The sequence below is a fragment of the Ancylomarina salipaludis genome (genome assembly GCF_004122035.1).
In the GTDB taxonomy this organism is placed as follows: domain Bacteria; phylum Bacteroidota; class Bacteroidia; order Bacteroidales; family Marinifilaceae; genus Ancylomarina; species Ancylomarina salipaludis.
The window spans coordinates 413,921-439,330 of sequence record NZ_SAXA01000002.1; the positions used below are offsets into that span (position 1 = coordinate 413,921).

The window sequence follows — 25,410 nt, forward strand, 5'->3', positions numbered from 1 at the left end:
GATTAGATATAAAAAAAGCTCGATGTGAATCGAGCTTTTCTTATATAGTAAACTAGATTTCTAGTTTTTCTCTTCTTTAGGTAGTAAAACTTTTCTTGAAAGTTTCAATTTACCTGTTTTAGGATCGATACCGATTAGTTTCACTTCGATAACATCACCTTCTTTCAATACCTCGTCAACAGTATTAAGACGACGGTGTTCGATTTCAGAAATGTGAAGTAAACCATCTTTACCAGGAAGAACTTCTACGAAAGCACCAAAGGCAACTATCGATTTTACTTTTCCTTGGTAAACTGTTCCCACTTCAGGAACAGCAGTAATGCCTTTGATACGACCCAATGCAATATCAATTGCTTCTTTGTTGTCAGCTGAGATATCAACGATACCTTTTCCGTCAATTTCCTCGATAACGATTACAGCACCAGAGGTTTCCTGAATTTCTTGAATAATCTTTCCACCTGGTCCGATTACAGCACCAATCATATCCTTAGGAATAGATAGTGATACAATTCTTGGAGCGTGAGGTTTAAGATCTTCTCTAGGAACTTCAATGGTTTCGCTAATTTTATCTAAAATGTGAAGACGACCAGCGCGAGCTTGCTCTAACGCCTGAGCCAATACTTCGTATGGAAGGCCATCAACTTTAATATCCATTTGAGTCGCAGTAATACCATCTCTGGTACCTGTTACTTTAAAGTCCATATCACCCAAGTGATCTTCATCACCTAAGATATCCGAAAGAACAGCATATTTTTGAGCTCCTTCAGTTGAAATCAATCCCATTGCGATACCCGTTACCGGCTTCTTAATCTGAATACCCGCATCCATCAATGCTAAAGTTCCTGCACAAACTGTTGCCATTGAAGACGAACCGTTTGATTCAAGGATATCAGAAACAACACGAATTGCATATGGAGAATCAGAAGGAATCATTCCTTTAAGAGCACGGAAAGCCAGGTTACCGTGTCCCACTTCACGACGGCTAATACCACGAGACGCACGAGCATCACCCGTTGAGAATGGAGGGAAGTTGTAGTGAAGAACAAACTTCTCTTTTCCTCTGTACAATACATCATCAACCATTTTCTCATCAAGCTTAGTACCTAGAGTTACTGAAGTTAATGATTGTGTTTCACCACGTGTAAATACGGCAGAGCCATGAGCACCTGGAAGGTAGTCAATTTCCGACCAGATTGGACGGATTTGATCTGTTTTACGACCATCAAGACGTACACGATCTTCCAATACCATTTCTCTTACAGCATCTTTTTCAACATCATGGTAGTAACGACTAATTAATGTCATGTTGATTTCAGAATCTTCTTTTCCTTCTGAGTATTCTGCAATAAACTCGTCCTTAATAGCAGCAAAAGCATCTGATCTTTCGTGCTTGTTAGGGTTTTGTAATCTTGCTGTAGCTAATACCTTAGCATATGTTTTATCAACGATTAATTGACGAAGTTCTTCGTCGTTATCTTCGTGACAGTATTCTCTTTTCACAGTTTTACCAACCGCTTCAGTCAACTCAATTTGAGCCTGACACTGAATCTTAATGGCTTCGTGAGCGAATTTGATAGCTTCCAGCATTTCAGCTTCAGAAACTTCATCCATCTCACCTTCTACCATCATAATATTTTCCATAGTAGCAGCAACGATCATATCAAGATCTGCAGCTTCTAATTCGGTACGAGTTGGGTTGATAATCATCTGACCGTCAACACGACCTACACGTACTTCTGAAATAGGTTCCAAAAATGGAATATCTGATACTGCAAGAGCTGCAGAAGCAGCTAAACCAGCAAGAGCATCTGGTAAAATATCAGAATCCGCAGAGATTAGGTTGATTGATACGAAAGTATCAGCATGGTAATCTTCCGGGAATAGTGGACGTAGAGCACGGTCCACAAGACGTGATACTAAAATTTCATAGTCTGAAGGACGACCTTCTCTTTTCATAAATCCACCAGGGAAACGGCCTAGTGCACTAAATTTTTCTTTGTAGTCAACAGACAAAGGCATAAAGTCAACATCTTGCTTTGCGCTTTTGGCAGATACTACGGTAGCTAACAACATGGTCTTACCCATTTTTACTACAACAGCTCCATCAGCTTGTTTGGCTAACTTACCTGTTTCAATTGTGATGGACCTTCCATCACCTAATTCAATTGTTTTTTCGATTACGTTCATCTTTCTGTAGTTTTATTCAAACTTATAATTTGGATAAGGCGAAATGTTGCCGTGCCTAAATAAAAAAGCAATCCTGATTTCTCAGGATTGCCAATATTATAAATATTATCGACGAATATTTAAAGCTTTAATGATAGCACGGTATCTTTCGATATCTTTTGCTTTTAAGTAATCCAATAGGTTTCTTCGTTTACCTACTAGTAATTGCAGCGCACGTTGGGTACTGTAATCTTTTCTATTTTTCTTAAGGTGCTCAGTTAAATGAGAGATACGGTAGGAAAATAAAGCGATCTGAGATTCTGCAGCCCCAGTGTCTTTATTAGACTTTCCGTATGTTCCGAAAAGCTCTTGCTTTTTTTCTGCTGATAAATACATAGTACTTAAAATTAAATTGTTTTTGTTTGAACTATTAATTCGGCAAAAGTAAGGATTTATTTTTACAAATCAATAAGCTTGCTTTGTTGTTTTCTTTTAGAAACTTAAACATTCTCCAAAAGTAAACCGTTTAGCCTTTTTATAATAAAAAAAGAAGCCTCGAAATATTGATTCGAGGCTTCCTGGTATTTGATTGTATAGGAGTAGAAATTATTCTACTTCAACATGCTCGTCAATATAGTTTTCAAGAGGTGCACAAGTACACATCAGGTTTCTGTCACCAAATGCATCGTCAACACGCGATACGGATGGCCAGAATTTATTTTCAGCAACCCACTCCAATGGATAAGCTGCTTTCTTGCGAGAGTATGAATGATTCCACTCGTCAGCAGTTAACACCATATGCGTATGTGGTGCATGCTTAAGAACGTTGTCCTGAGCATCAGCAACCCCATCTTCAATCTCTTTCATTTCTTCATTGATCTTAGCCAATGCTTCTACAAAGCGATTTAGTTCCTCCAATGGCTCACTTTCGGTAGGTTCTACCATTAGTGTTCCGTGAACCGGGAAAGAAAGAGTCGGTGCATGGAAACCGTAGTCCATCAAACGTTTGGCAATATCACCATCAGTAATACCAACTGTTTTATTAAATTCTCTACAGTCGAAAATCATTTCGTGTCCAACACGTCCTTTATCGCCTTTGTAAAGAATTTTGAAACCAAGTTTCTCGAATGATGAAGCAAGGTAGTTCGCATTTAGGATAGCCATTTTGGTTACTTCTTCTAATCCTGCAGCACCCAACATCGCGATATAACCATAGGTAATTGGCAATACACTAGCCGATCCAAATGGAGCAGCAGATACAGCTGTAATGGCATTTTCACCACCAGTTTTCACAAGTTTGTGTGAAGGTAAAAATTGAACCAGGTGTTTAGCTACACCGATAGGGCCAATACCAGGTCCACCACCACCGTGAGGAATAGCAAAGGTCTTATGCAGGTTCAAGTGGCAAACATCTGCGCCAATAGTACCTGGGTTTGTTAATCCAACCTGAGCGTTCATATTGGCACCATCCATATAAACCTGTCCACCATTTTCGTGGATCAAATTCATCATTTCTTTGATACCTGTTTCAAACACACCGTGTGTAGAAGGGTAAGTAATCATGTAGGCACATAAATTATCTTTATGCTTCTCAGCTTTTGTTTTTAGGTCTTCGAACTGAACATTACCTTTTTCGTCACAAGCAACAACCACGACTTTCATACCTGCCATTGTTACTGATGCAGGGTTTGTTCCGTGAGCAGATGCTGGAATTAATACAACATTTCTGTGACCTTCACCACGTGAAATATGGTATTCACGAATAACCATTAAACCTGTATATTCACCTGCAGCACCAGAGTTTGGTTGTAATGTACAACCTGCAAATCCAGTAATTGTAGATAACCACTGCTCAAGTTCTGTGATGATTTGTGTATAACCTTCAGCTTGATTTGTTGGAATGAATGGGTGAAGTCCACCAAATTCAGGCCAGCTGATTGGTAACATTTCAGCAGCAGCATTCAATTTCATGGTACAAGAACCTAAAGAGATCATCGAAGTATTAAGTCCGATATCTTTTTTCTCAAGGTTTTTGATGTAACGCATCATTGCTGTTTCTGAATGGTAGCGGTTGAATACATCTAAGGTTAGGTATTCGCTGGTACGAGCAAATTTCGAATCGAAATATAACTTGTCTTCCATTGCTGTTTCTGCAACTTCAGCTTTGTTTGCAGCTTTAGCAAAAATATTTAGAATAGCGTTTAATTCAGCATCGCTAATTTTCTCATCGGTAGAAATACCAACAGTTGTTTCGTTGATATAGCGGAAGTTGAATTCTTTCTCAAGAGCCGCAGTACGGATAGTTTCCATTGAAACGCCTGCAGGTAATACAACCTCAAGTGTATCGAAGAAATTTTCAACTTTTTGAGTGTAACCCAAAGCTTTTAAGCCTTCAGATAGGAAACCGGCAGCAGCGTGAATATGTGTTGCAATGCGCTTAATTCCTTTTTGTCCGTGATAAACAGCATAGAAACTAGCCATAGTAGCCAATAGGGCTTGGGCAGTACAAATGTTTGAAGTTGCTTTTTCGCGCTTAATATGTTGCTCACGAGTTTGAAGCGCCATACGAAGAGCTAGGTTGCCTTGAGCATCTTTGGTGACACCAATGATACGGCCAGGAACATTACGCTTGTAGGCTTCACGACATGCTAAGAAAGCTGCGTGAGGTCCGCCATATCCCATAGGGATACCAAAACGCTGAGATGAACCGACAACGATATCAGCTCCCCACTCTCCAGGAGCAGTTAGCAATGCTAAACTCATTAAATCAGCAGCTACTGCAACCAATGCTTCAGTACCATGTGCTCTTTCAACGAATTCAGTGTAATCTTCAACACTACCATTTGCAGCAGGGTACTGAATAATTGCTCCAAATACAGCATCAGTAAATTCAAATGTTTTGTAATCGCCTACTACAAGTTCAATTCCAAGAGGTTCTGAACGGGTAACAAGTACGTCTAATGTTTGAGCAAAGATGTTTTCGTCTACAAAAAGCGTATTTGCTTCTGCTTTTTTCTTCGCTCTTGAACGTAGGCTATGCATCATATACATGGTTTCACCAACAGCAGTGGCTTCATCAAGAAGTGAACTGTTTGCTAATTCCATTTTAGTAAGATCCAAAACCACTGTTTGGAAGTTTAGAAGTGCTTCCAATCTACCTTGTGAAACCTCAGCTTGATAGGGAGTGTAAGGGGTATACCATCCTGGATTTTCCAATACGTTACGAAGAACAACAGGAGGTGTTATTGTGTCATAATATCCTTGACCAATGAAGGTTCTGAATAATTTATTTTTAGCAGCAATATTTTTAATTTTCGCTAAGTATTCATTTTCAGTTAGGGCTTCTGGAAGATCTAGTGCTTCAGTCAAACGAATATCAGAAGGAATTGTTTCTTCAATTAGGGCATCTAATGAAGATGCGCCAACAGTTTCCAACATTGTTTTAATATCGCCGTTGCGAGGCCCAATGTGACGGGAAACAAATTTTTCGGTTGCCATATTCTTGTAAAAATTTAGTGTTTGTGTAAAAGATTCACCTTAATTTGCGAGCGTAAATGTAGCAAAAGATTTAGGATTACATTGTTTGCAAATTAGAAATAACTTTTCTGTTTTTCAACATTTCTCTGAGCTGATACTAAGAAGATTAGTATAATGTTTGTTAATATTTATTTGATGATTCCTAATGATTTTCTTTATCTTCATGCAGCTTTTGTTCTTCTAATGTCAAAAGTATAGCTTCTTGACTAGTTTTTGTGACTTGATTTTTTATATTCTTGTCTATAAATACTCAAGACTTATCTATTTAAAATGGTATATTTGTAACTCAAATTTTCAATATGATAGAACTAAAAGAAGGGGATAAAGCTCCGAGTTTTTCTGGTGTTAATCAGGATGGAAAGACACTCAAATTATCTGATTTTAAGGGAAAACGATTAATCCTTTATTTTTATCCTAAAGATAATACACCTGGTTGTACTGCCGAATCGTGTAACTTGAATGAGAATTACGATGAGTTGACCAAGCATGGCTTTGAAGTGTTGGGTGTGAGTCCGGATGAGGCGGGTAAACATCAGAAATTTATTGCCAAATATAACTTGTCATTTAATTTGATTGCCGATACTGAGAAAGAAATTCTTCAGGCTTATGGCGCTTGGGGGGAGAAAAAGTTGTACGGTAAAGTTTACGATGGTGTTTTGCGAACAACTTTTATTATTTCACCTGATGGTGTGATTGAGAAGATTTTTAAGAAAGTTAAAACAAAAGATCATACCAATCAGATTTTAACGGAGCTTGGGATAGACTTCTAATCGAATTTATATTGATTTAATCCAGTTTATAAAAATTTAATACATAAAAATATGGCAACTAAAGATATTGCAGAGATTAATAAGGAGAAACTGAAAGCGCTTCAGTTAACCATGGATAAAATTGATAAAACCTATGGTAAAGGTGCTATCATGCGAATGGGAGATGAGGCTGTCGTTGATTTACCGGTTATTTCATCAGGGTCTCTATCATTAAATATGGCATTGGGTATAGGTGGTTATCCTCAGGGACGTATTGTGGAAATATACGGACCGGAATCATCAGGTAAAACAACGCTGGCAATTCATGCTATTGCCGAGGTTCAGAAAGCTGGTGGAATTGCTGCTTTTATCGATGCTGAGCATGCTTTTGACCGTTTTTATGCTGAGAAATTAGGTGTTGATACTGAGAATTTATTGATTTCGCAACCGGACAATGGCGAGCAGGCTCTTGAAATTGCTGATCAGTTAATTCGTTCTTCAGCAATTGATTTAGTCGTGATTGACTCGGTAGCGGCATTGACGCCTAAGGCCGAGATCGAAGGTGAGATGGGTGAGTCAAAGATGGGACTACAGGCTCGTTTGATGTCGCAGGCTTTACGTAAGCTGACTGCCAATATCAATAAAACGAACACCACTTGTATGTTCATCAACCAGTTGCGTGAGAAAATTGGTGTGATGTTTGGTAATCCTGAGACAACAACGGGGGGGAATGCCCTTAAGTTTTATGCTTCAGTACGTTTGGATATTCGTCGTATCGGACAAATTAAAGATGGCGAAGAAATTTTAGGTAATCATACTCGAGTGAAGGTTGTGAAGAATAAAGTTGCCCCTCCATTTCGTAAGGCAGAATTCGATATCATGTATGGTGAAGGTGTTTCTAAAACCGGAGAGATTATCGATCTTGGTGTTGACTACAATATTATTAAGAAGAGTGGTTCTTGGTTCTCGTATGGTGAAACTAAATTAGGACAAGGTCGTGAGGCTGTGAAGCGCCTGATTATTGATAATCCGGAGTTGGCCGAGGAGTTGGAAGCTAAAATTGTTGAAGCAATTAATGCGCCTAAGGAAAACTAATTTGGTATTATTTTCCATAATGCTTAGGCTTAAAACGATATATTTAAAGGTTCTCATCTGATGAGGGCCTTTTTTTAGTTGATACTATGGAGAAGGTGGAAAATTGGTTGACTTACTTATTAATCTTTTTTTTATTCTAATTTTACGTGGCAATTAAAAACTCACTAACAAATAATGCTGATAATGAAAAATAAACATTTATTAATTGGTTTAGCATTGATCGCAGGGATGTCGTCTTGTCAAGATGCGGCAACTGGTGATAAAAAAAACGAAACCGATAAGCCATCTTACCGTACACCAGATACTAAGTTGGCTTCTAATATCATGACTCCTGAAGTTTTATGGTCTTTTGGGCGCATTGGAGGAGTAACTGTTTCTCCGGATGAAAAAAACGTTTTGTATGGCGTAACTTACTTTAATAAGGAAGAAAATCGTTCTTACAGAGATTTGTATACGCTGTCTGTTGATGGAGGTACATCTGTTCGATTGACCAATACAAACAAAAATGAATATGGCGAAACCTGGCGTCCTGATGGTAAAAAAATAGCGTTCATGACTTCGAAGAGCGGAAGCATGCAAATGTGGGAAATGAATCCTGATGGTAGTAACCCGATTCAGGTTTCCGATATTGAAGGTGGTATTGGCGGTTTTCAGTATGCTCCTGATATGAGCAAGATTTATTATATGAAAGAAGTTCGTATTGAGAAGTCAGTTGAAGATTTGTATCCTGATCTTCCTTTGGCTAATGCTCGTGTGATTAATGATATGAATTATCGCCATTGGGACAATTGGGTAGATACTTACACTCATATTTTTTTAGCTGACTACAAAGAGGGGGTAAAGATTACTGAGGGAAAAGATATCATGCCAGGTGAAAGATGGTCGGCTCCGGTGAAACCTTTTGGTGGAAACGAGCAGGTTGTTTGGACTCCGGATTCTAAAACATTGGCCTATGTTTCTCGTAAAAAATCAGGTGTTGAATATGCAAAATCAACCAATTCAGATATCTATTTTTATGATATTGCCAAGCAAACAACAACCAATATGACCGAAGGAATGATGGGGTATGATATGAATCCTGTTTTTTCTCCTGATGGATCAAAAATGGCTTGGGAAAGTATGGAACGTGATGGTTATGAGGCAGACAAAAATCGTCTGTTTGTAATGGATATCGCTACAGGTGAAAAGAAATATTATACCGAAAATTTCGATCAGAATGTGGGTCATTTAGCTTGGGCTAAGAATGGAGAATCACTATTCTTTATTTCAGACTGGCATGCAACTGATGAAATTTACAACATCAATCTAACTGATGGTAAAATTGCAAAATTGACTGATGGTGTTCACAATTATCAATCGGTATTCGTTGTTGGAGATGAGCTGCTTGCAACCCGAGTTTCGATGTCGAAACCTGCTGAAATTTATAAAGTAAATCCTAAGAATGGTGAAGCTACTGAGATTTCATTTGAAAACAAGAAGATTCTTGATCAGTTAAAGATGGGTAAGGTTGAAAAACGTTGGGTTAAAACCACTGACAATAAACAAATGTTGGTTTGGATGATTTTCCCTCCTAATTTCGACTCGAGTAAAAAATACCCAACTTTGTTGTATTGTCAGGGTGGACCACAGGGAACTGTATCACAGTTTTGGAGTTACCGTTGGAATTTTCAGATGATGGCTGCTAATGATTATATTATTGTAGCACCTAATCGTAGAGGATTGCCAGGTTTCGGACAAGAGTGGTGCGAGCAGATATCAGGTGATTATGGTGGACAAAATATGAAAGATTACTTGAGCGCAATTGATGATGCCAAGAAAGAAAGTTTTGTTGATGAAGATCATTTGGGTTGCGTTGGTGCATCTTATGGTGGGTTTTCTACTTTCTGGTTAGCGGGTCATCACAATAAGCGATTCAAAGCTTTTATTGCTCATGATGGGATGTTCAATCTTGAAGCTCAATATTTAGAAACTGAAGAAATGTGGTTTGTAAATTGGGATCTTGGGGGTGCTTTCTGGGAAAAGAACAATAAAATTGCTCAGCGTTCATATGCCAATTCACCACATAAATTTGTTCAAAATTGGGATACTCCAATTTTAGTTGTGCATGGTGGAAAAGATTTTCGTATAGTTGAGTCTCAAGGTATGCAAGCGTTTAATGCGGCTCGTTTAAGAGGTATTCCTGCTCAATTCCTGCATTTGCCTGAAGAGAACCATTGGGTTTTAGGGGTGCAGAATGGAATCTTGTGGCAACGCACTTATTTCAATTGGTTGGATAAGTGGTTGAAAGACGGTAAGAAGTAAGAGTTACGACTACTAAGATATTAAACTCGCTGCAGGTTTTGTGAATGAAACACAATTCCGGCAGCGGGTTTTTTGTTTACAATGCTGAGTGTGGTGGGGTGAAATTTTAATTTTACATGGATTTGTTGTTTCGTTTTTTTGATCATTAAAAATGTTATCGTTTGCAGTATATGGATTTTCTAAGTCGCTAATCCTTATGAGCATATTTATTTTTCTTTTAAAAATTATTGTTACCTTACAAAATAGTAATTTGTGCCTTTTGAGTTTGTATTTAGGAGGTATTTTGTTGATTATAATGTAATTAAATAAATGCTATGAATCGAGCTTGTATTCATTTATTGATTCTATCGATGTTTTTTTCCTTTTCTGTTTATGCCTGCCCCGTTGGTGATAAATTTGAAAATATAAAAACCAAGCATAATGCCGATTTGTTTTTTGTGAATTTTGAACGGGCAGATAAACAAATTGATGATACTCTTAAAGAGAACGCGGAGCGTTCGACTTCATTAATTCGTCGTCATTCTATTGCAAAAGATTCTACAGGAATACGCTACACAAGAAAATATACTCCCAATAATTTTCCGTTTTTTAATTTCAGGATAAGCAAGGATAAGGTTTATCACAAATTATCTGAATTTAATTCTGATCAGGCAAAAGAATTGTTTATTATAGCTAAAAATGATCAGTTTAATAGCGACAGTTTATCGCGCGAGGTTAATCTGTTATATACAAAGCAAGCTGTTTATTCCGGGGTTGATAAAGATTTGTTTAAGCGTAGAGTTCATGACTTGGAACAAAGAGCTGAAGAGCTAAAAAGAAATGCTGCACAAAAAGCCAAACATGCCTTGGCTTTGGAACAAAACTTAGGAGATGCCCCAAATCTTATATTGGCTGCAACTCACGAAACAGCCGTGCCTGAGTATGAAGATGTAAAAAAAGTAGTTGAGATAAAAGAACCTGTTAAAGTTGTAAAGTCTGATAATTCGGAAAGCAAAGCATTGGAAATTAGTTCGCAGGAAGAAGATGAGGGAAGTTATCTGGATTATGAGTACGAATATTGTTATCAGGTTGCTGTTTTTGACAAGAGACCTGGCAATGATTTTTATAAGGGCATGGGATTCATTAAGGAAGAAATTGTGGATGGGGGAAAATCTTTTAGATATTTAACAGGATCCTATCGGACCTATGCTAAGGCTAGTCAATATAAATCTCAAATTAAATCTGTTTTCCCAGCTGCTTTTATCGTGGTTTATAAGAATGGGATTCGAACAAGTTTGAAGGAAGCGATGGCTGTTACTGATCCGGTTTCGATTACTCCACCAGTAAGTTCTGAGCCACAATATGCGAGCGAGGCATCTGGTGAGGTTAGTTATCGTGTTCAGATTGGTGTTTTTGCAGGGGAAATTCCTGAAGAATTGAATACAACGATGGAAAAATATAAGGCTTTCGGATCATTTTATGAAAAACGATCTGATGGTAAAATAGTCTGTACAATTGGTCGGTTTAAATCAATTGCTGATGTTAGTAGTTTGAAAAAGAAATTACATGAGGCTGGCTATAAGGATGCTTTTACTGTTGCATACAGTGGGCTGAAAAGAATTTCTCTTCAGACAGGTATCAATCAAACCGAAAAGTCTAATGCAACCGTAAGTGAAGAAAAACCCGAAGTGAAAATTGAAAAGAAACCCCTTGCTAAGGAAGATTTAGTGGGAGGGATTAATTTTCGAGTTCAAATTGGAGTATTTGCAAATGGTGTACCTGAAAAGGTGAGTTTATTAATGGAAAAATACCGAGCCTTTGGGACTTCGGCAGATCAACAGGCGAATGGTAAAACGGTTTGTACAATTGGTCATTTCGATTCAATCGCCGATGCAGCTGCACTTAAGAAAAAACTGCATGAAGCTGGATTTAATGATGTTTTTACTGTAGCTTACACTGGAAATAAAAGAATCTCAATACAAGATGCTATACGTTTAGTCGAATAGGTAAGATGAAAGATCCTGAACATGTACTTTGTTTGCACAATGATAATATACATAGTTTCGATTATGTGGTTGAAACTTTGATGGAAGTTTGCGGTCATACTTCTGATCAGGCTGAGCAATGTGCATATCTGACCCATTATAAGGGAAAGAGCGAAGTGAAAGTTGGACGTTTAAGTGATTTGTCTGTATTGCAAAAGCAATTGGAAAACAGGGGACTAACGATTAGTGTTGAAACGAATAAAACAGCATATTAAATGACAATATTTATTATTATTCTCCTAATTGTTTTTGGAGTTGTCCTTTTACTTTTAGAATTTTTTGTATTGCCTGGGATTACGATTGCAGGTATTGGTGCTATTGTAATGATGTTGGGAGGCATTTATTTGTCTTATCATCATTATGGCAGTACAATCGGGCATCTGACCGTTTTGGGTGCTGTTGTTTTTAGTTTGCTGACCTTATGGTTGGCTTTAAAATCGGGAACATGGAATAAAATCATGTTGAAAACAGAGATTGATTCAACGGTTGAAAAATTAGATGATAATTTGGTTCAGGTAGGAGATAAGGGAATCTGTTTATCACGACTAGCTCCAATGGGACAAGTCCGAATTAATAATCATATTGTTGAAGCTAAATCTACCGGTTCTTATGTTGATGAAAAAACACCTGTTGAAGTGATCAAAATAGTAGATAAAATTATTGTTGTAAAACCTATAAAATAAATTAAATGGAAATTGGAGCATTAATATTATTAATCGTTGCGATAGGAGTAGGTATCTACATCCTGTTCTTTTTTATTCCGGTTGCTCTTTGGTTTTCAGCCCTTTTATCCGGGGTTCGAATATCATTGATTCAACTTGTATTTATGCGTTGGCGTCGTGTGCCACCTAACGTTATTGTCCGTGCAATGATTGAGGCTCACAAGGCTGGTTTGCATCTTGGAAGAAATGATCTGGAGGCTCACTTTTTAGCCGGAGGCCATGTTGAGCAAGTGACTCATGCATTGGTTTCTGCCTCAAAAGCAAATATCGATCTGACTTTTAAAATGGCCACTGCAATTGATCTTGCAGGTCGCGATGTATACGAAGCCGTTCAGATGAGTGTTATTCCTAAAGTTATTAACACACCACCTGTGACAGCTGTATCGAAAGATGGTATTCAGTTGATCGCAAAGGCAAGGGTTACCTTGCGTGCGAATATTCGTCAGTTGGTTGGAGGAGCCGGAGAAGAAACGGTTTTAGCCCGTGTGGGTGAAGGGATTGTCTCTTCAATTGGTTCATCCGAATCACATAAAACGGTGCTTGAGAATCCGGATTTTATTTCCCGGGTTGTATTAGAAAAAGGGTTGGATGCTGGAACTGCTTTTGAAATCCTATCAATTGATATCGCTGATATTGACATAGGAAAAAATATTGGAGCTGTTCTACAAACGGATCAAGCTGAAGCAGATTTAAAAATTGCTCAGGCAAAAGCCGAGGAGCGTAGGGCTATGGCCGTTGCTACTGAACAGGAAAATAAAGCCCTTGCGCAGGAAATGCGTGCCAGAGTAATCGAAGCCGAAGCTGAAGTCCCCAAAGCGATGGCTGATGCTTTTAGAAGTGGACATTTAGGTGTTATGGATTATTATCGCATGAAAAATATTGAAGCGGATACTTCGATGCGCGAAAATATTGCAAAACCTTCACCTAAGGATAAGAAAAAATAAACTTATTTTAAGATCAAAAATCAAGCTGGATCTGTTATTTGAACATGTCCAGCTTTTTTTTTGAAAAAAATGTAATTTTTTTTATTCTCGAATCTCATTGATTTATAATTTACTATAATTTGTCTTGTGAGAATATTTCAATTTGAGGGAAAATAAAATTTGCACAGATCAAAATTTTGCCTACTTTTGCTTCCGCAATCAGGAGAGATGGGTGAGTGGCTGAAACCACCAGTTTGCTAAACTGACGTACTGAGTAATCGGTACCGGGGGTTCGAATCCCCCTCTCTCCGCTCTTTTTCGGGGTGTAGCGTAGCCCGGTTATCGCGCCTGCTTTGGGAGCAGGAGGTCGCAGGTTCGAATCCTGCCACCCCGACACCGAAAATTCCAGAGAAGTTGAAGAACTTCTCTTTTTTTATCGCAAGTATTGAAACTAATTTCTCGGGGTGTAGCGTAGCCCGGTTATCGCGCCTGCTTTGGGAGCAGGAGGTCGCAGGTTCGAATCCTGCCACCCCGACACCGAGAAAATTAGAGAAGTTGAAAAACTTCTTTTTTATTGAAAGAACCGGAATGAAAATTTCGGGGTGTAGCGTAGCCCGGTTATCGCGCCTGCTTTGGGAGCAGGAGGTCGCAGGTTCGAATCCTGCCACCCCGACAAAAAGAGAAGTTCTAACTTTTTTTTTAAATTATTCTTTTTTGAGAATAAATTTGTAATAAAATACCGGAATGAAAATTTCGGGGTGTAGCGTAGCCCGGTTATCGCGCCTGCTTTGGGAGCAGGAGGTCGCAGGTTCGAATCCTGCCACCCCGACAAAAAAGAGAGAAGTGATTGCTTCTCTTTTTTTATATCCCTAAATGAAATCATCTACTTTTCTTTTTATTTAAATTTCTGGAACCGAAACCAGATATTTCTTAAGAACTTGTTAAAATCGCCAATAGTATATTGACGAATCAATAATCTTATTAATTTGCATCCCTAATAAAATCGATCGATTTAAAGAATAAGAAAACATGAGAAAATTAATATCAGCGATTATCTTACTTATGGGAATAGTAATTAGCGGAATGGCTCAAGAGCCTGAAGATAGAGGTTATATTGTAAATGTAGGGGAGATGGCTCCTGATTTCGAGATGAACCTAATGGATGGCACTCAAGTCAAATTATCCGATTTAAAAGGGAAAGTTGTGATGCTTCAGTTTACAGCTAGCTGGTGTGGTGTGTGTCGTAAGGAAATGCCTTTTATTGAGAAGGAAATTTGGCAGATAAACAAAAACAAGGATTTTGCTCTTTATGGCTTAGACCGTGATGAACCCATTGAGAAGGCTCAGAAGTTGATTGACGCAACAGGTATTACCTATCCAATTGCTTTGGATGAAGGGGGCCGAATTTTTGAGCAATATGCTATGAAGAATAGTGGTATCACACGAAATGTGATTCTGAATCGTGAAGGGAAGATTATTTTCCTGACTCGATTGTTTAATCAGGAGGAGTTTTCTGCTATGAAAAAAGTAATAGAAAAAGAATTGAAGAAATAAATTTTAAGATTTAGAGTCTTAAATTGAAAAATGCGATTGAATTACAATCGCATTTTTTATTTCTGAAATAGGGAAACTTATTATCAGTTTCTTCTAAACGAACGCCAAACCTCTTCATCAACATTGTTTTTATTCATTTCTGCACGTGAAAGAATAAAAAATAAATCTGATAGTCGATTCATATAAGCCGAAATATAGTCTTCAATGGGTTCTTCTCTGATTACTGTTGCTAAACGTCTTTCTGATCGACGAACTTGTGTGCGGACAACATGACAAAGTGCCGAAATTTCATTTCCTCCCGGGAGTAAGAAATTAACCGAAGGATTTTTCATTTGCAATTCCAATTGATTCATCCATTCTTCTTGAAATTGTGAGCCATTTATAAGTTCTTCTGAAGCATCATAAGGCACTGAATAATCAGCCCGGGCAATGTGACCCATTACTTGCATTAAATCTTTCTGAATTTGATATAAATTCATTTGCCAAGGGTGATTTTCTCCTAATTTGACTCTTAAGAGTCCAATCGTTGAATTGGCTTCATCAATATTTCCGTTACATTCAATTTTAGGAGAATCTTTTGCAACCCGAATTCCTCCCGATAAGCTTGTTTCTCCGCTATCACCTCTGCGGGTATATATTTTTTCCATAAGTTTTAATTTTATAATTTGAAACTAAATATAAGCTTGTTTTAATATTTACTTGAAGAAAAAAGAATTAATTTTATGCCTACAAGAGGTATAGATTTCATTTGTGTTTGAAAAGTGGGGTATTGTAGGTAATTTGTGATCTTGAGCTTCAAATTTTTAATATCATAGTTTTATGGAAAAGGCTTTTATTCAGATTATAGAAAAGGTTAGAAAATTTCTTATGCAGGAAGGCATGGGGAATATTTCGTTGGAAAAGTTGGAATCAGCTGGTATTGATAAAGATGAGCTAATAAAATTTGTCCAAACCAAGGAAGAGTTGGTTGAGAAAGTATTGGAATTTGAGAGAGATAGCTTTAGTCAGATTTTCTTAGAATATGATTTTGAAGGTCAGAATGCTATTGATATTCTGTTTATTGTGAGTCAGGAGATAAATGAGCGCTTTGTGAATGTATCGCCTTCAGTTACAATGGAATTTGAGAAGTATTTCCCTGAGATCTATAAAAAACACATGGAGCTGAGAATGAACTTTATTTTTGAGAAAATTCAGATCAATGTTCAAAAAGGGATTGCACAAGGTATGTATCGTGAGGATTTGAGTCCGGAGATTGTAGGACGTATGTATTTGTCTCGTTTGGAAGATATGCATAATCCCGAACTTTATCCGCCGGATCGTTTCAAATTTGGAACCATTTACAACACCATGATTGATAGCTTTGTAAAAAGTATTGCTACAGAAGATGGGCTTTCATATTATCGCCATCGCAAGCAATTGTTAAGCGTTCTAAGTTTTGGGCGTTAAATTCGATTTTAGTATTTCATTATGAAACGTAGCATATTAATGTGTTGAGCATTTACGGAAATGCCTATTAGTATGACTGATATGTGACAAATGAAAATCAAATTATAACTACATGAAAATAGCATTAGCACCTCTACAGGGATTTACTGATCTGGTATTTCGTAGAGCATTTGCAAAATATATAGGGGGAATAGATCAGTTCTATACCCCTTTTCTTGTTTTACAAAAAGGGGACGAATTAAGAACTTCACACCGCAGAGAAGTTGAGCCCAATGTGGAAGAGAATCTTGTTCCCCAATTTATAGGAAATAGCCTTAAGGAGTTCATCTTCTTTCGCGATTATTTGATTGATTTGGGCTATAAAAAGATGAATTGGAACTTAGGTTGCCCTTTTCCGATGCTTGTCAAAAAGAAGAAGGGTTCGGGATTATTGCCTTTTCCCGATTTAATTGAAGAGATTTTGTCAGGAGGGCTCGACGATCGGATTGAATTATCCGTGAAGATGCGTATTGGATATGATTCAAGTGACGAATTGGGTGCTGTTTTATCGGTTTTAAACCAGTTTAAAATCGCTGAAATTATCGTTCATCCCCGACTGGGTAAACAATTGTATAAAGGGGAAGTTGATTTGAAAGCTTTTGAACAGGCTATGGTTTTGTCTAAACACCCAATAACTTACAATGGCGATATAAACAGCTTGGAAGATTTTCAGAGGTGTTTGGAACAATTTCCAAGTCTGGAGTCAATCATGATTGGAAGAGGCCTTTTGAAAGATGTTTTTTTAGCTAAAAAAATAAAAGGGGAGGATATTTCTTCAAGCCAGGAACGTCTCGATTTGTTGGAGAAAATACACGGTGAGATTTATGATTCTTACGATTCGTATTTAAGCGGAGACACACAAATCTTATCGAAACTAAAACCGATTTGGGAATATTTTGCTTCTAATTTCAATAATGAAAGAAAGGTTTATAAAGCCATAAAGAAAGCAGGAAGCATTAAGAAGTATAACGCAGCCGTGGCATTTGCTTTTCAGCAGGGCGCAAAGGATTAATTGAATTCATGAATTACACGTTTGATATAAACAATCAATTTTTTCATTTGGAATTTGCCGAGCCGGTAAATATGCTGAGTTCGGCTGTTTTAAATGGTGGATTTTGCAGGGCAGATCATTTTTTCAATTCAAAGGTTGATGCCAATTTTCTGGGTGAAAAAACGGAGTTTGAGAAACCCAATATCACGCTTTTAAAAATCGCTGATAAAAATGATTGGCAGGGGCTCACGGTTGGTATGATGACAGCCGCATTAATGACTTCGTTCAGAAGAGTTAAGCTGGAAGAACAGGGGATTTGGATTGAGGTTTTTTTGACATCAGGTGTTTCAAATGCCCGACGTGCGGGTGATAAAGCCGATTACCAGTTTATGAATGAAGCTTGTGAAAAAGTGGGGACGATTAATATGATTCTTTTGACCAATGCGAGTCTTTCGGAGAACAGCATGGTCGAATGCATTATGATGGCAACTGAAGCGAAGTCAGCTTGTTTGCAGGATTTGGGTGTTAAAAGTCCGGTGAGTGGTGAAATAGCCACTGGCACAGGGACTGATTCTTGCGCGATTGCATGCGGAACAGGTCCCAAAGTTGAATATTGTGGCAAACATGTCCTTTTTGGTGAATTGCTGGCTAAAGCTGTTTACAAAGCCCTGAAAGAATCATTGGAAGAATAATTAAGGAGGTATTTTTCTTCTTATGCTTTCAGGATATTTTCAATAAAATGAACTCTTTCTTCGATGGAAACTTTTGGAAGTTCAACAATGGAAAACCCTAATTCTTCATATGTTGACTTTAAGAATTTGTAAATTTCCATGGAATCTTCGAAAGATTCCGGGCGTTCGCTGTCGTTAACGAAAATTTCCTGCCAGGGTGGAGCCAGAAACACGGTTCTATTGTACGATTGGGCTTTTTCGAAGTATTTATCAGGAACGCTTAAGCCGCCACGTCTGACATAGGCAATAATATCCGGAAGTCCACGATCGTAAAAGCAAGTGCAATTTGATTTGCATTCATCCAACTGAGCACTCATACGTTCATAGCACAATTCGGCAAAAGCAGCCAAGTTTTGCCAAGGTACCATATCCCCACCTGTCTCATGCTGCTCGCGGATAATGATTCTTGATATTTCTTCAAAACCTTGATAGGATTTATCAATAAGAGCAGCCAGAAGACTTGATTTACCGGAACCAGGTCCCCCTGTAATGATGTAGCGGTTTGAATGAGTAAGCATGTTCGTGACGATAATGGTATAAATGTCTTTCGGTAAAGAAAGATGTGCACAACTGAATTGGATTTATTCGCTAAGATGTTGATAGACCAGATCCATGTTAACATTTTCACGGATGGCATCGGCTAACTTATTGTATTGTTCCTCTTTAAATTGATTGTAATCGAAGTTGATATCTTCGGTATTGAAACCTTCCAAAAGATCTTGAATCACAACTGAATTATCGAGTATTCCATGGATATATGAGCCCCAACATTTTTCGTTTAAATAATAGCCATCTTCTTTACCCTGGCTTAATTTATTCAGATAATTTTCAGGATGTTTTAAGCTTGTTTGTCCCATATGAATTTCATATCCGGAACAAACATCAGCGTAGTCTTTGAATTTAAAATGACATTGTTCGGTTACTTTTTCATTTTCAATAACGGTATTGATTGGCAATAAGCCCAAGCCGGAAATCAGAGGTAAATCTCCCTCAATGCCCTGAGGATCGCTAATGGTTTCTCCCATCATTTGGTAGCCGCCACAAATACCAATGACTTTTTTACCGTCTTTTTGTGCTTTAACAATCGAGCTGGCAATTCCAATTTTACGAAGATGTGCTAAATCTGAAATCGTATTTTTACTACCAGGAATGATAACTATATCTGCTTTTTCAATCTCAGTAGGGCGATCTGTATAATAAAGATGAACACGAGGGTCGTATTCCAATACCGAGAAATCGGTGAAGTTTGCCATGCGTGGCAGACGAATGACAGCGATATTAATTAAGCTTGAGTGCGATTCTTTAAATTTATCCTCCAAGCTAACAGAATCCTCTTCTTCAATATGAATATCTCTAAAATAAGGCAAAACCCCAATGACAGGAACACCGGTTAATTCTTCCAGAATGGTACGTCCTTCTTCAAAGAGTTTGATGTCGCCTCTGAACTTATTGATGAGAATGCCTTTTATCTGTTTTCTTTCGACTTCATCCAAAAGGTGAATGCTTCCAAATACGCTTGCAAATACACCGCCTCTGTCAATATCGGCAACCAGATAGGTTACAGCATCGGTTTCAACGGCCATGCGCATGTTGGTGATATCTCTTGATTTCAAATTCAGTTCTGAAATGCTTCCGGCTCCTTCTAAAACAATCGGATTGTATTTCTGTTCAAGGCGACGGAATGCACCAATGGCTTCATTAAACAAGGCGGCTTTGTTATTACCCATGAAATATTCGGTAGCCGTTTGTGTGCCCACAGGTTTTCCATTTAAAACGACCTGAGAGCTCTTATCATTAGTAGGCTTAAGCAAAATTGGATTCATGTCGGTGTGACAAGCCAGTTGGCATGCCTCGGCTTGTACAGCTTGTGCTCGACCTATTTCGAAACCTTCAGGGGTGGCAAAGCTATTTAAGGACATATTTTGGGCCTTAAAGGGAGCTGGCGTGTAACCATCTTGTTTGAAAATACGACAAAAACCAGTGTTGACGATGCTTTTACCCACATCGGAACCGGTACCCACAAACATGATCGACTTTAACTTTTTCATTGCTTTGAGATATAATGATGTGAGCTGAGACTAAATGTTCTTACTGAGCTCACAAGTTCAGTTCGCAAAAATAGCAATATATGTGTTTAAAAGATAACAAATAGAAGCCGAGTCTTTCATGATTTGTGTTTTTGTCGCTATCTGGTTTTGGGTGTTGGGAAAAGAATTGAAAAAATAATACCTTTGGCTGCTTATTATGGCTTATAAATGAGTTTATTCAGAAGTTTAAGCTTATAATTTTTATATCTAAATAAATTTTAATCCATGTTTACTGACAACCTACAAAGAGGTCGAAATCAGGAACTACAGGTTTTTAAACACTGGAGCAGAAAATCGTATGCGGCATTTGCAAGTATGAATCAGGAGATTAAAATCGCCTGTTTGTCTGCAAGCTACAATTTAATGACTCCAAGTCAAGAAGCTGGTGTTTTGGGTTTTATGTACGAACCTCAGAAAGGTGGAGATAAATGTGATGAAGATGATCCTGATGGTGACGCTTTGGTATTAGTACAGAATATGATCTGTAATACGGAAAGCAAATCAATTGGTGAACGAAAGAAGTATCAGAGACAGTCTGTTCCGTTCTTTTCTTCGTCTGTAAATCCCACCACAAATTTAATTACTAACCGAAAAAAGAATTGAATCATGACTGATATTAGAAACAATTGGACCCACGAAGAGGTCAAAGAAATTTACAACCTTCCTTTGTTAGACTTGGTCAACCGTGCCTCTAACATCCACCGTAAATACCACGATTCATCAAAGATGAATATGAATACCCTGATTTCGGTTCGTACCGGAGCTTGTTCTCAGGATTGTAAGTATTGTGCACAATCAGCTCGATACAATACCCATGTGAAGCCGGAGAAATTGAGTTTGGAACAAGTAATTGAAGATGCTAAAGTGGCTAAGGCCAATGGTGTGAAACGAGTATGCTTAAGTTCAGCTGGCCGCGATGGAAATCGTGATGACCGTTTTAACGAAATGGCTGAAATGATTACAGAAGTTAAGAAACTTGGTTTGGAAGTGTGTTGTACCATGGGGATGATTAATAAAGAAAAGGCTAAGAAACTGGCTGATTTAGGTATCACTGCCGTGAACCACAATTTGGATACATCGGAGCGCCATTACCCTAGTATTACAACAACCCGAACCTATGCTGAACGATTGGAGACTCTAGCCAACTTGCAAGAAGCAGGTATTTCGTATTGTTCAGGCGGTATTCTTGGAATGGGTGAGGATGATGAGGATCGAATTGAAATGCTCAGAACACTTGCCAATCAGGATCAACACCCTTATAATGTGCCTTTAAACTCGCTTGTGCCTGTTGAAGGAACCCCTTTTTATGGTAAAGACGTGATTGATATTTTCGAAATGGTGCGTGCTGTTGCGACTGCCCGAATTTTAATGCCTAAAACGGTTGTGGCCTTTGCTGCCGGACGAACTCATTATAGTAGAGAAGGACAAGCGCTTTGCTTTTTGGCAGGAGCCAATTCCATTTTCTTTGGCGATAAGCTTTTAACGGTAGGAAACGTTGAGGTGAATGAAGATCAGGCTTTGCTAGAAACTTTAGGAATGCAATCAACAAAATATCACGAGCTGACAACTTTAGAGAATTAGATGCTTTTAATAAGTCAGACTTAATAGAACTACAAAGGCTACTCGATCATGAGTAGCCTTTGCTTTTTGTAAAAAGGATTTCGTTTCCATTTATTTATCTGAAAAACCCACCTGATTGTGTATCGGGTGCATTTCGTCTTTTGCTTGCTTTATCTAAAACTTCTTTTTTTTGCTCATTGGTATATAATGACCAGTCTCCAATTTCTTCATTGGTTCTTCTGCAACCAAAACAAACGCCATTAGAGTCGGCACGACATATTTGTATACAAGGTGATTTAACGTCTTCCATATTGTTTTTTAACTAGATTGATTTTAAATAATAATCAAATTAAACAAAAAGGATTTGCTTCTCAAAATCGAAAGCGCTTAAAGGTGTTCATTCTTTTCTATAAGCTGATAGAATTTTTATTGATGGAGGGACAAGCCTGGTTTCAATTTTCTATTTCAAATTTAGATTTTAGGATGTCGGAAAAATAAATTAACTTCTGGTTCAAAACTAAAATCGGGTATTGTCCTTTTAATTCGAAGCAAAGAGGTGCTTGCTGTTTTAATCTGATATTAGCCTATCTTTTGTTCATTATTCGAGATCTCAATCATGACATAACTCATATTAATAGCGTCTCAAATTTTTTACATTTGTTCAGAGTGAAAAAGATTAGACAATAACCCTAAAATTAAATTATCATGCCAAAAGGTATATACAACGTTCCGACCGCAGTAAACGAACCTATTTTATCATATGCTCCAGGTTCACCTGAGAGAGCAGAATTACAAGCAACCATCAAAGAGATGCGTTCAAAACAAATTGATGTGCCAATGTACATCGGTGGCGAAGAGGTTCGCACAGGAAACTTATTTGCGATGACGCCTCCACACGATCATCAGCATGTATTAGGACACTATCATCAGGGTGGTAAAGAACATATCCAAATGGCTATTGATGCTGCATTGGCTGCAAAACCAGCTTGGGAAGCTATGGCTTGGGAGCATCGTGCTTCAATTTTCCTGAAAGCTGCTGAATTGATTTCAGGACCTTACCGTCAGAAATTGAATGCAGCTACTATGTTGGGCCAATCGAAAAATGCATTCCAGGCTGAAATTGATTCTGCTTGTGAGATTGCTGATTTCTTGCGTTTCAACGTTCAGTATATGACTGATATTTACAAGCAACAGCCTGTATCTTCAAAAGGAATTTGGAATCGTGTTGAGCAACGTCCATTGGAAGGATTTGTATTTGCATTGACGCCTTTTAACTTTACTGCAATTGCAGGTAATTTACCATCAGCACCTGCTATGATGGGTAACTGTATTGTTTGGAAGCCATCAAAAACAGCTGTTTATTCAGCTCAGGTTCTTATGGAAGTGTTCCAAAAAGCGGGTGTTCCTGCTGGTGTAATCAACTTGGTTTATGTATCAGGTCCTGCAGCTTCTGAAGTATTATTTTCATCACCAGACTTCGCAGGTATCCATTTTACTGGTTCTACAGGTGTATTCCAGGATATTTGGAAGAACATTGGAAATAATATTCACAAATTCAAGTCGTACCCACGTATTGTAGGTGAAACAGGTGGTAAGGATTATATCTTTATGCATCCAAGTGCTCCAGCTAAGGAAGTTGCTACAGCAATCACTCGTGGTGCTTTCGAATATCAAGGACAAAAATGTTCTGCAGCTTCACGTGCTTTTATTCCTGCAAGCAAATATGACGAGGTAATGGCATATGTACACGAAGATCTTAAGAAAATTAAGATGGGTGGAACTGAAGATTTCACAAACTTTGTAAATGCAGTGATTGACGAAGCTTCTTTTGATAAATTGGCCTCTGCTATTGATGCAGCTAAAGCTTCTCCAGACGCTGAAATTGTTGCAGGTGGTACTTACGACAAGTCTGTTGGTTATTTCATCGCTCCAACTATTATTCGTGCCAAGAAGCATGACTATATTACAATGGAAGAAGAGCTATTCGGTCCTGTTCTTACTATTTATGTATACGAAGATGATAAAGTAGACGAGACTCTTGATATCCTGGATAAAGGTTCAATGTATGCGCTTACCGGTGCTATCTTTGCTGACTGTCGTTATGCTATTGAGAAATTGGTGAAGCGTTTAACACATACAGCTGGTAACTTCTATATCAACGACAAGCCAACTGGTGCCGTTGTAGGACAGCAGCCATTTGGTGGTGGTAGAGGTTCTGGAACCAACGATAAGGCAGGTTCAATGATTAACCTATTGCGTTGGGTTTCTCCACGTACAATTAAAGAAACTTTTGTACCAGCTACAGATTATATGTACCCGAACTTCTTAGAAGACTAAGATCATAGAATAATTGTTAGATATAAAAACGCTCGAAGCATATGCTTCGAGCATTTTTTATTGTGAATGAATTTTTAGTAGTATATAACTAATTATCTCGATTTGTTTTATCCATGATTGGGTTAAACTCCCACATGTCATCAAGATAATAATCACCAACATTCCCAGTTGCTATAAAACCTCTATTATTTATACTGAAGCCTACAGCATTTTCTCTTGAGTGTATTTCCATTTCCAAGCCTGTTTTTTCTATCCATTTGTCAGTCTCTGAATCATATTCCCAAACGGTTCTTTGGTATGGTACAATTCTTCCTGTTGCTAAATAACCCTTCTTATCAATAACAAACGATACAGCATTACTTCTAAGCATATCGTCAAATTGCTTATAAGTATCTAAATCTTTTTTGTGGGACCAACACTCATACTTAACAGATGATACGGAAGGATCAAATTCCCATACATCGTCGAGGCTACCATGCCCACTAACAAGATAAGCTTTGTTGTCGATGACGAAACTTGTTGAGTAAGCTGTTTTTTCACCGGGGTACAAACCTAAATCTGTCCATTCTCCACTCTCAAATTTGAAAAAATTTTTTAAATAATTTTCATCTTCACCATCTAAAACACCGTATCCTGTTCCCACATAGCCAATATTATTTATTGAAAAGGCAATAGCTCCCTGTCTCGCTCCACCAATAAACTCTGGAGCTTCTTTCCATGTATTTGTTTCAGGATCATATTCATAGAAATCTTTTAATCGGTTCCCATCAATATCAACACCTGTTCCTACGTATCCCTTTCCATTAATTGAAAAAGCAACAGCTTCATGCCTGGCTTTTCCCGGGAAATCAGCAATTTTCATCCATCCATTTTTCAGATTATATTTGTAAAAACTTTTTAAACAGTGTTCATCTTCAGTTTCATCATAATTTCTAATTTTTCGGTAACCAGTTCCTATATAGGCATCATCACCAATCGTGAAGCTAACTGCTCCGCTCCTGGGTTCTCCTTCAAATGATCCAGCTTGTATCCAATTGCCTTGAAGAGTATTGTTTTTATTATCGCAAGAGACACATTCAAGTACTATAAATATTAATAATAGAAGTTTAATTTTAGTCATATTAGATATCAATTTTATACTTTACAGT

Annotated in this window: 22 protein-coding genes and 5 tRNA genes; 19 read left to right on the plus strand and 8 right to left on the minus strand. The window is 37.9% G+C overall.

The features are described from left to right. Positions 1-60: 60 nt before the first annotated feature. The 3 genes from pnp to gcvP all read right to left on the minus strand — a co-directional run bounded on the left by pnp (position 61) and on the right by gcvP (position 5,664). Positions 61-2,187: a polyribonucleotide nucleotidyltransferase gene (gene pnp, locus EO244_RS03940; RefSeq protein ID WP_129253149.1), complete on the minus strand. Its 2,127-nt coding sequence runs from the start codon at positions 2,185-2,187 to the stop codon at positions 61-63. A 105-nt stretch (positions 2,188-2,292) separates the two neighbouring features. Beyond that, on the minus strand, positions 2,293-2,562 hold the full coding sequence (rpsO, locus tag EO244_RS03945; RefSeq protein ID WP_129253151.1) for a 30S ribosomal protein S15: 270 nt from the start codon (positions 2,560-2,562) through the stop codon (positions 2,293-2,295). 210 nt (positions 2,563-2,772) lie between these two features. Continuing rightward, complete coding sequence (gcvP, locus tag EO244_RS03950; RefSeq protein ID WP_129253153.1) at positions 2,773-5,664, minus strand: aminomethyl-transferring glycine dehydrogenase; 2,892 nt, start codon at positions 5,662-5,664, stop codon at positions 2,773-2,775. Positions 5,665-6,002: 338 nt separating this feature from the next. Here gcvP and bcp point away from each other — a divergent pair, with 338 nt between their 5' ends. The 13 genes from bcp to EO244_RS04015 all read left to right on the plus strand — a co-directional run bounded on the left by bcp (position 6,003) and on the right by EO244_RS04015 (position 15,071). Beyond that, the gene (bcp, locus tag EO244_RS03955) at positions 6,003-6,473 is read left to right on the plus strand and encodes a thioredoxin-dependent thiol peroxidase (RefSeq protein ID WP_129253155.1); all 471 of its coding nucleotides are present in this window, start codon (positions 6,003-6,005) and stop codon (positions 6,471-6,473) included. A gap of 51 nt (positions 6,474-6,524) precedes the next feature. Then, complete coding sequence (recA, locus tag EO244_RS03960; RefSeq protein ID WP_129253157.1) at positions 6,525-7,547, plus strand: recombinase RecA; 1,023 nt, start codon at positions 6,525-6,527, stop codon at positions 7,545-7,547. A gap of 183 nt (positions 7,548-7,730) precedes the next feature. Beyond that, positions 7,731-9,848, plus strand: a complete 2,118-nt coding sequence (locus tag EO244_RS03965; protein WP_129253160.1) for a S9 family peptidase — start codon at positions 7,731-7,733, stop codon at positions 9,846-9,848. 314 nt (positions 9,849-10,162) lie between these two features. Beyond that, positions 10,163-11,833, plus strand: coding sequence for an SPOR domain-containing protein (locus EO244_RS03970; RefSeq protein WP_129253162.1), 1,671 nt, complete (start codon positions 10,163-10,165; stop codon positions 11,831-11,833). 5 nt (positions 11,834-11,838) lie between these two features. Then, positions 11,839-12,087: an ATP-dependent Clp protease adaptor ClpS gene (locus EO244_RS03975; protein ID WP_129253164.1), complete on the plus strand. Its 249-nt coding sequence runs from the start codon at positions 11,839-11,841 to the stop codon at positions 12,085-12,087. Beyond that, positions 12,088-12,555 carry an NfeD family protein gene (locus EO244_RS03980; RefSeq protein ID WP_129253166.1) on the plus strand — a complete coding sequence of 156 codons (468 nt, stop codon included), beginning with the start codon at positions 12,088-12,090 and terminating at the stop codon, positions 12,553-12,555. It abuts the gene before it with no gap. A 5-nt stretch (positions 12,556-12,560) separates the two neighbouring features. Then, on the plus strand, positions 12,561-13,538 hold the full coding sequence (gene floA / locus EO244_RS03985; RefSeq protein WP_129253168.1) for a flotillin-like protein FloA: 978 nt from the start codon (positions 12,561-12,563) through the stop codon (positions 13,536-13,538). A 201-nt stretch (positions 13,539-13,739) separates the two neighbouring features. Next, a tRNA-Ser gene (locus EO244_RS03990) sits at positions 13,740-13,828 on the plus strand. 8 nt (positions 13,829-13,836) lie between these two features. After that, positions 13,837-13,911, plus strand: a tRNA-Pro gene (locus EO244_RS03995). 66 nt (positions 13,912-13,977) lie between these two features. Continuing rightward, positions 13,978-14,052 (plus strand) — tRNA-Pro (locus EO244_RS04000). Positions 14,053-14,115: 63 nt separating this feature from the next. After that, a tRNA-Pro gene (locus EO244_RS04005) sits at positions 14,116-14,190 on the plus strand. An 81-nt stretch (positions 14,191-14,271) separates the two neighbouring features. Continuing rightward, positions 14,272-14,346, plus strand: a tRNA-Pro gene (locus EO244_RS04010). A gap of 200 nt (positions 14,347-14,546) precedes the next feature. After that, on the plus strand, positions 14,547-15,071 hold the full coding sequence (locus EO244_RS04015) for a TlpA family protein disulfide reductase (RefSeq protein WP_129253170.1): 525 nt from the start codon (positions 14,547-14,549) through the stop codon (positions 15,069-15,071). Between the two features lie 83 nt (positions 15,072-15,154). Here EO244_RS04015 and EO244_RS04020 read toward each other — a convergent pair whose 3' ends face one another. Further along, the gene (locus EO244_RS04020) at positions 15,155-15,718 is read right to left on the minus strand and encodes a cob(I)yrinic acid a,c-diamide adenosyltransferase (protein ID WP_129253172.1); all 564 of its coding nucleotides are present in this window, start codon (positions 15,716-15,718) and stop codon (positions 15,155-15,157) included. Positions 15,719-15,890: 172 nt separating this feature from the next. Between EO244_RS04020 and EO244_RS04025 the strand changes: the two genes are divergently transcribed. From EO244_RS04025 to EO244_RS04035, 3 genes are all read left to right on the plus strand, one after another. Further along, on the plus strand, positions 15,891-16,517 hold the full coding sequence (locus EO244_RS04025; protein WP_129253174.1) for a hypothetical protein: 627 nt from the start codon (positions 15,891-15,893) through the stop codon (positions 16,515-16,517). 112 nt (positions 16,518-16,629) lie between these two features. Continuing rightward, positions 16,630-17,568 carry a tRNA-dihydrouridine synthase family protein gene (locus EO244_RS04030; RefSeq protein ID WP_129253176.1) on the plus strand — a complete coding sequence of 313 codons (939 nt, stop codon included), beginning with the start codon at positions 16,630-16,632 and terminating at the stop codon, positions 17,566-17,568. 8 nt (positions 17,569-17,576) lie between these two features. Beyond that, positions 17,577-18,239: an adenosylcobinamide amidohydrolase gene (locus tag EO244_RS04035; protein WP_129253178.1), complete on the plus strand. Its 663-nt coding sequence runs from the start codon at positions 17,577-17,579 to the stop codon at positions 18,237-18,239. A 20-nt stretch (positions 18,240-18,259) separates the two neighbouring features. Here the strand turns inward: EO244_RS04035 and EO244_RS04040 are convergent, their stop codons facing one another. Beyond that, a complete protein-coding gene (locus EO244_RS04040) occupies positions 18,260-18,796 on the minus strand; it encodes an AAA family ATPase (protein ID WP_129253180.1) in 537 nt (178 codons plus the stop codon). Positions 18,797-18,859: 63 nt separating this feature from the next. Next, positions 18,860-20,326 carry a cobyric acid synthase gene (locus EO244_RS04045; protein ID WP_129253182.1) on the minus strand — a complete coding sequence of 489 codons (1,467 nt, stop codon included), beginning with the start codon at positions 20,324-20,326 and terminating at the stop codon, positions 18,860-18,862. Between the two features lie 264 nt (positions 20,327-20,590). Here EO244_RS04045 and EO244_RS04050 point away from each other — a divergent pair, with 264 nt between their 5' ends. Together EO244_RS04050 and bioB are read left to right on the plus strand one after the other, a co-directional pair. Continuing rightward, on the plus strand, positions 20,591-20,968 hold the full coding sequence (locus EO244_RS04050) for a hypothetical protein (RefSeq protein WP_129253184.1): 378 nt from the start codon (positions 20,591-20,593) through the stop codon (positions 20,966-20,968). Positions 20,969-20,971: 3 nt separating this feature from the next. Further along, complete coding sequence (gene bioB / locus EO244_RS04055) at positions 20,972-21,946, plus strand: biotin synthase BioB (RefSeq protein WP_129253186.1); 975 nt, start codon at positions 20,972-20,974, stop codon at positions 21,944-21,946. Positions 21,947-22,040: 94 nt separating this feature from the next. On the opposite strand, the gene EO244_RS04060 is transcribed toward bioB, so the two are convergent. Further along, entirely contained in the window at positions 22,041-22,235 is a 195-nt protein-coding gene (locus tag EO244_RS04060; protein WP_129253188.1) for a DUF1289 domain-containing protein, read from the minus strand. A gap of 395 nt (positions 22,236-22,630) precedes the next feature. Here EO244_RS04060 and pruA point away from each other — a divergent pair, with 395 nt between their 5' ends. Next, positions 22,631-24,262 carry an L-glutamate gamma-semialdehyde dehydrogenase gene (pruA, locus tag EO244_RS04065; protein ID WP_129253189.1) on the plus strand — a complete coding sequence of 544 codons (1,632 nt, stop codon included), beginning with the start codon at positions 22,631-22,633 and terminating at the stop codon, positions 24,260-24,262. 88 nt (positions 24,263-24,350) lie between these two features. On the opposite strand, the gene EO244_RS04070 is transcribed toward pruA, so the two are convergent. Beyond that, positions 24,351-25,382, minus strand: coding sequence for a Kelch repeat-containing protein (locus EO244_RS04070; RefSeq protein ID WP_129253191.1), 1,032 nt, complete (start codon positions 25,380-25,382; stop codon positions 24,351-24,353). Between the last annotated feature and the right edge of the window lie 28 nt (positions 25,383-25,410).

What these genes read in the sequence shown, in the direction of transcription:
- pnp (WP_129253149.1), bottom strand. Translation starts at nt 2,187, where the DNA reads ATGAACGTAATCGAAAAAACAATTGAATTAGGTGATGGAAGGTCCATC.
- rpsO (WP_129253151.1), bottom strand. Translation starts at nt 2,562, where the DNA reads ATGTATTTATCAGCAGAAAAAAAGCAAGAGCTTTTCGGAACATACGGA.
- gcvP (WP_129253153.1), bottom strand. Translation starts at nt 5,664, where the DNA reads ATGGCAACCGAAAAATTTGTTTCCCGTCACATTGGGCCTCGCAACGGC.
- bcp (WP_129253155.1), top strand. Translation starts at nt 6,003, where the DNA reads ATGATAGAACTAAAAGAAGGGGATAAAGCTCCGAGTTTTTCTGGTGTT.
- recA (WP_129253157.1), top strand. Translation starts at nt 6,525, where the DNA reads ATGGCAACTAAAGATATTGCAGAGATTAATAAGGAGAAACTGAAAGCG.
- EO244_RS03965 (WP_129253160.1), top strand. Translation starts at nt 7,731, where the DNA reads ATGAAAAATAAACATTTATTAATTGGTTTAGCATTGATCGCAGGGATG.
- EO244_RS03970 (WP_129253162.1), top strand. Translation starts at nt 10,163, where the DNA reads ATGAATCGAGCTTGTATTCATTTATTGATTCTATCGATGTTTTTTTCC.
- EO244_RS03975 (WP_129253164.1), top strand. Translation starts at nt 11,839, where the DNA reads ATGAAAGATCCTGAACATGTACTTTGTTTGCACAATGATAATATACAT.
- EO244_RS03980 (WP_129253166.1), top strand. Translation starts at nt 12,088, where the DNA reads ATGACAATATTTATTATTATTCTCCTAATTGTTTTTGGAGTTGTCCTT.
- floA (WP_129253168.1), top strand. Translation starts at nt 12,561, where the DNA reads ATGGAAATTGGAGCATTAATATTATTAATCGTTGCGATAGGAGTAGGT.
- EO244_RS04015 (WP_129253170.1), top strand. Translation starts at nt 14,547, where the DNA reads ATGAGAAAATTAATATCAGCGATTATCTTACTTATGGGAATAGTAATT.
- EO244_RS04020 (WP_129253172.1), bottom strand. Translation starts at nt 15,718, where the DNA reads ATGGAAAAAATATATACCCGCAGAGGTGATAGCGGAGAAACAAGCTTA.
- EO244_RS04025 (WP_129253174.1), top strand. Translation starts at nt 15,891, where the DNA reads ATGGAAAAGGCTTTTATTCAGATTATAGAAAAGGTTAGAAAATTTCTT.
- EO244_RS04030 (WP_129253176.1), top strand. Translation starts at nt 16,630, where the DNA reads ATGAAAATAGCATTAGCACCTCTACAGGGATTTACTGATCTGGTATTT.
- EO244_RS04035 (WP_129253178.1), top strand. Translation starts at nt 17,577, where the DNA reads ATGAATTACACGTTTGATATAAACAATCAATTTTTTCATTTGGAATTT.
- EO244_RS04040 (WP_129253180.1), bottom strand. Translation starts at nt 18,796, where the DNA reads ATGCTTACTCATTCAAACCGCTACATCATTACAGGGGGACCTGGTTCC.
- EO244_RS04045 (WP_129253182.1), bottom strand. Translation starts at nt 20,326, where the DNA reads ATGAAAAAGTTAAAGTCGATCATGTTTGTGGGTACCGGTTCCGATGTG.
- EO244_RS04050 (WP_129253184.1), top strand. Translation starts at nt 20,591, where the DNA reads ATGTTTACTGACAACCTACAAAGAGGTCGAAATCAGGAACTACAGGTT.
- bioB (WP_129253186.1), top strand. Translation starts at nt 20,972, where the DNA reads ATGACTGATATTAGAAACAATTGGACCCACGAAGAGGTCAAAGAAATT.
- EO244_RS04060 (WP_129253188.1), bottom strand. Translation starts at nt 22,235, where the DNA reads ATGGAAGACGTTAAATCACCTTGTATACAAATATGTCGTGCCGACTCT.
- pruA (WP_129253189.1), top strand. Translation starts at nt 22,631, where the DNA reads ATGCCAAAAGGTATATACAACGTTCCGACCGCAGTAAACGAACCTATT.
- EO244_RS04070 (WP_129253191.1), bottom strand. Translation starts at nt 25,382, where the DNA reads ATGACTAAAATTAAACTTCTATTATTAATATTTATAGTACTTGAATGT.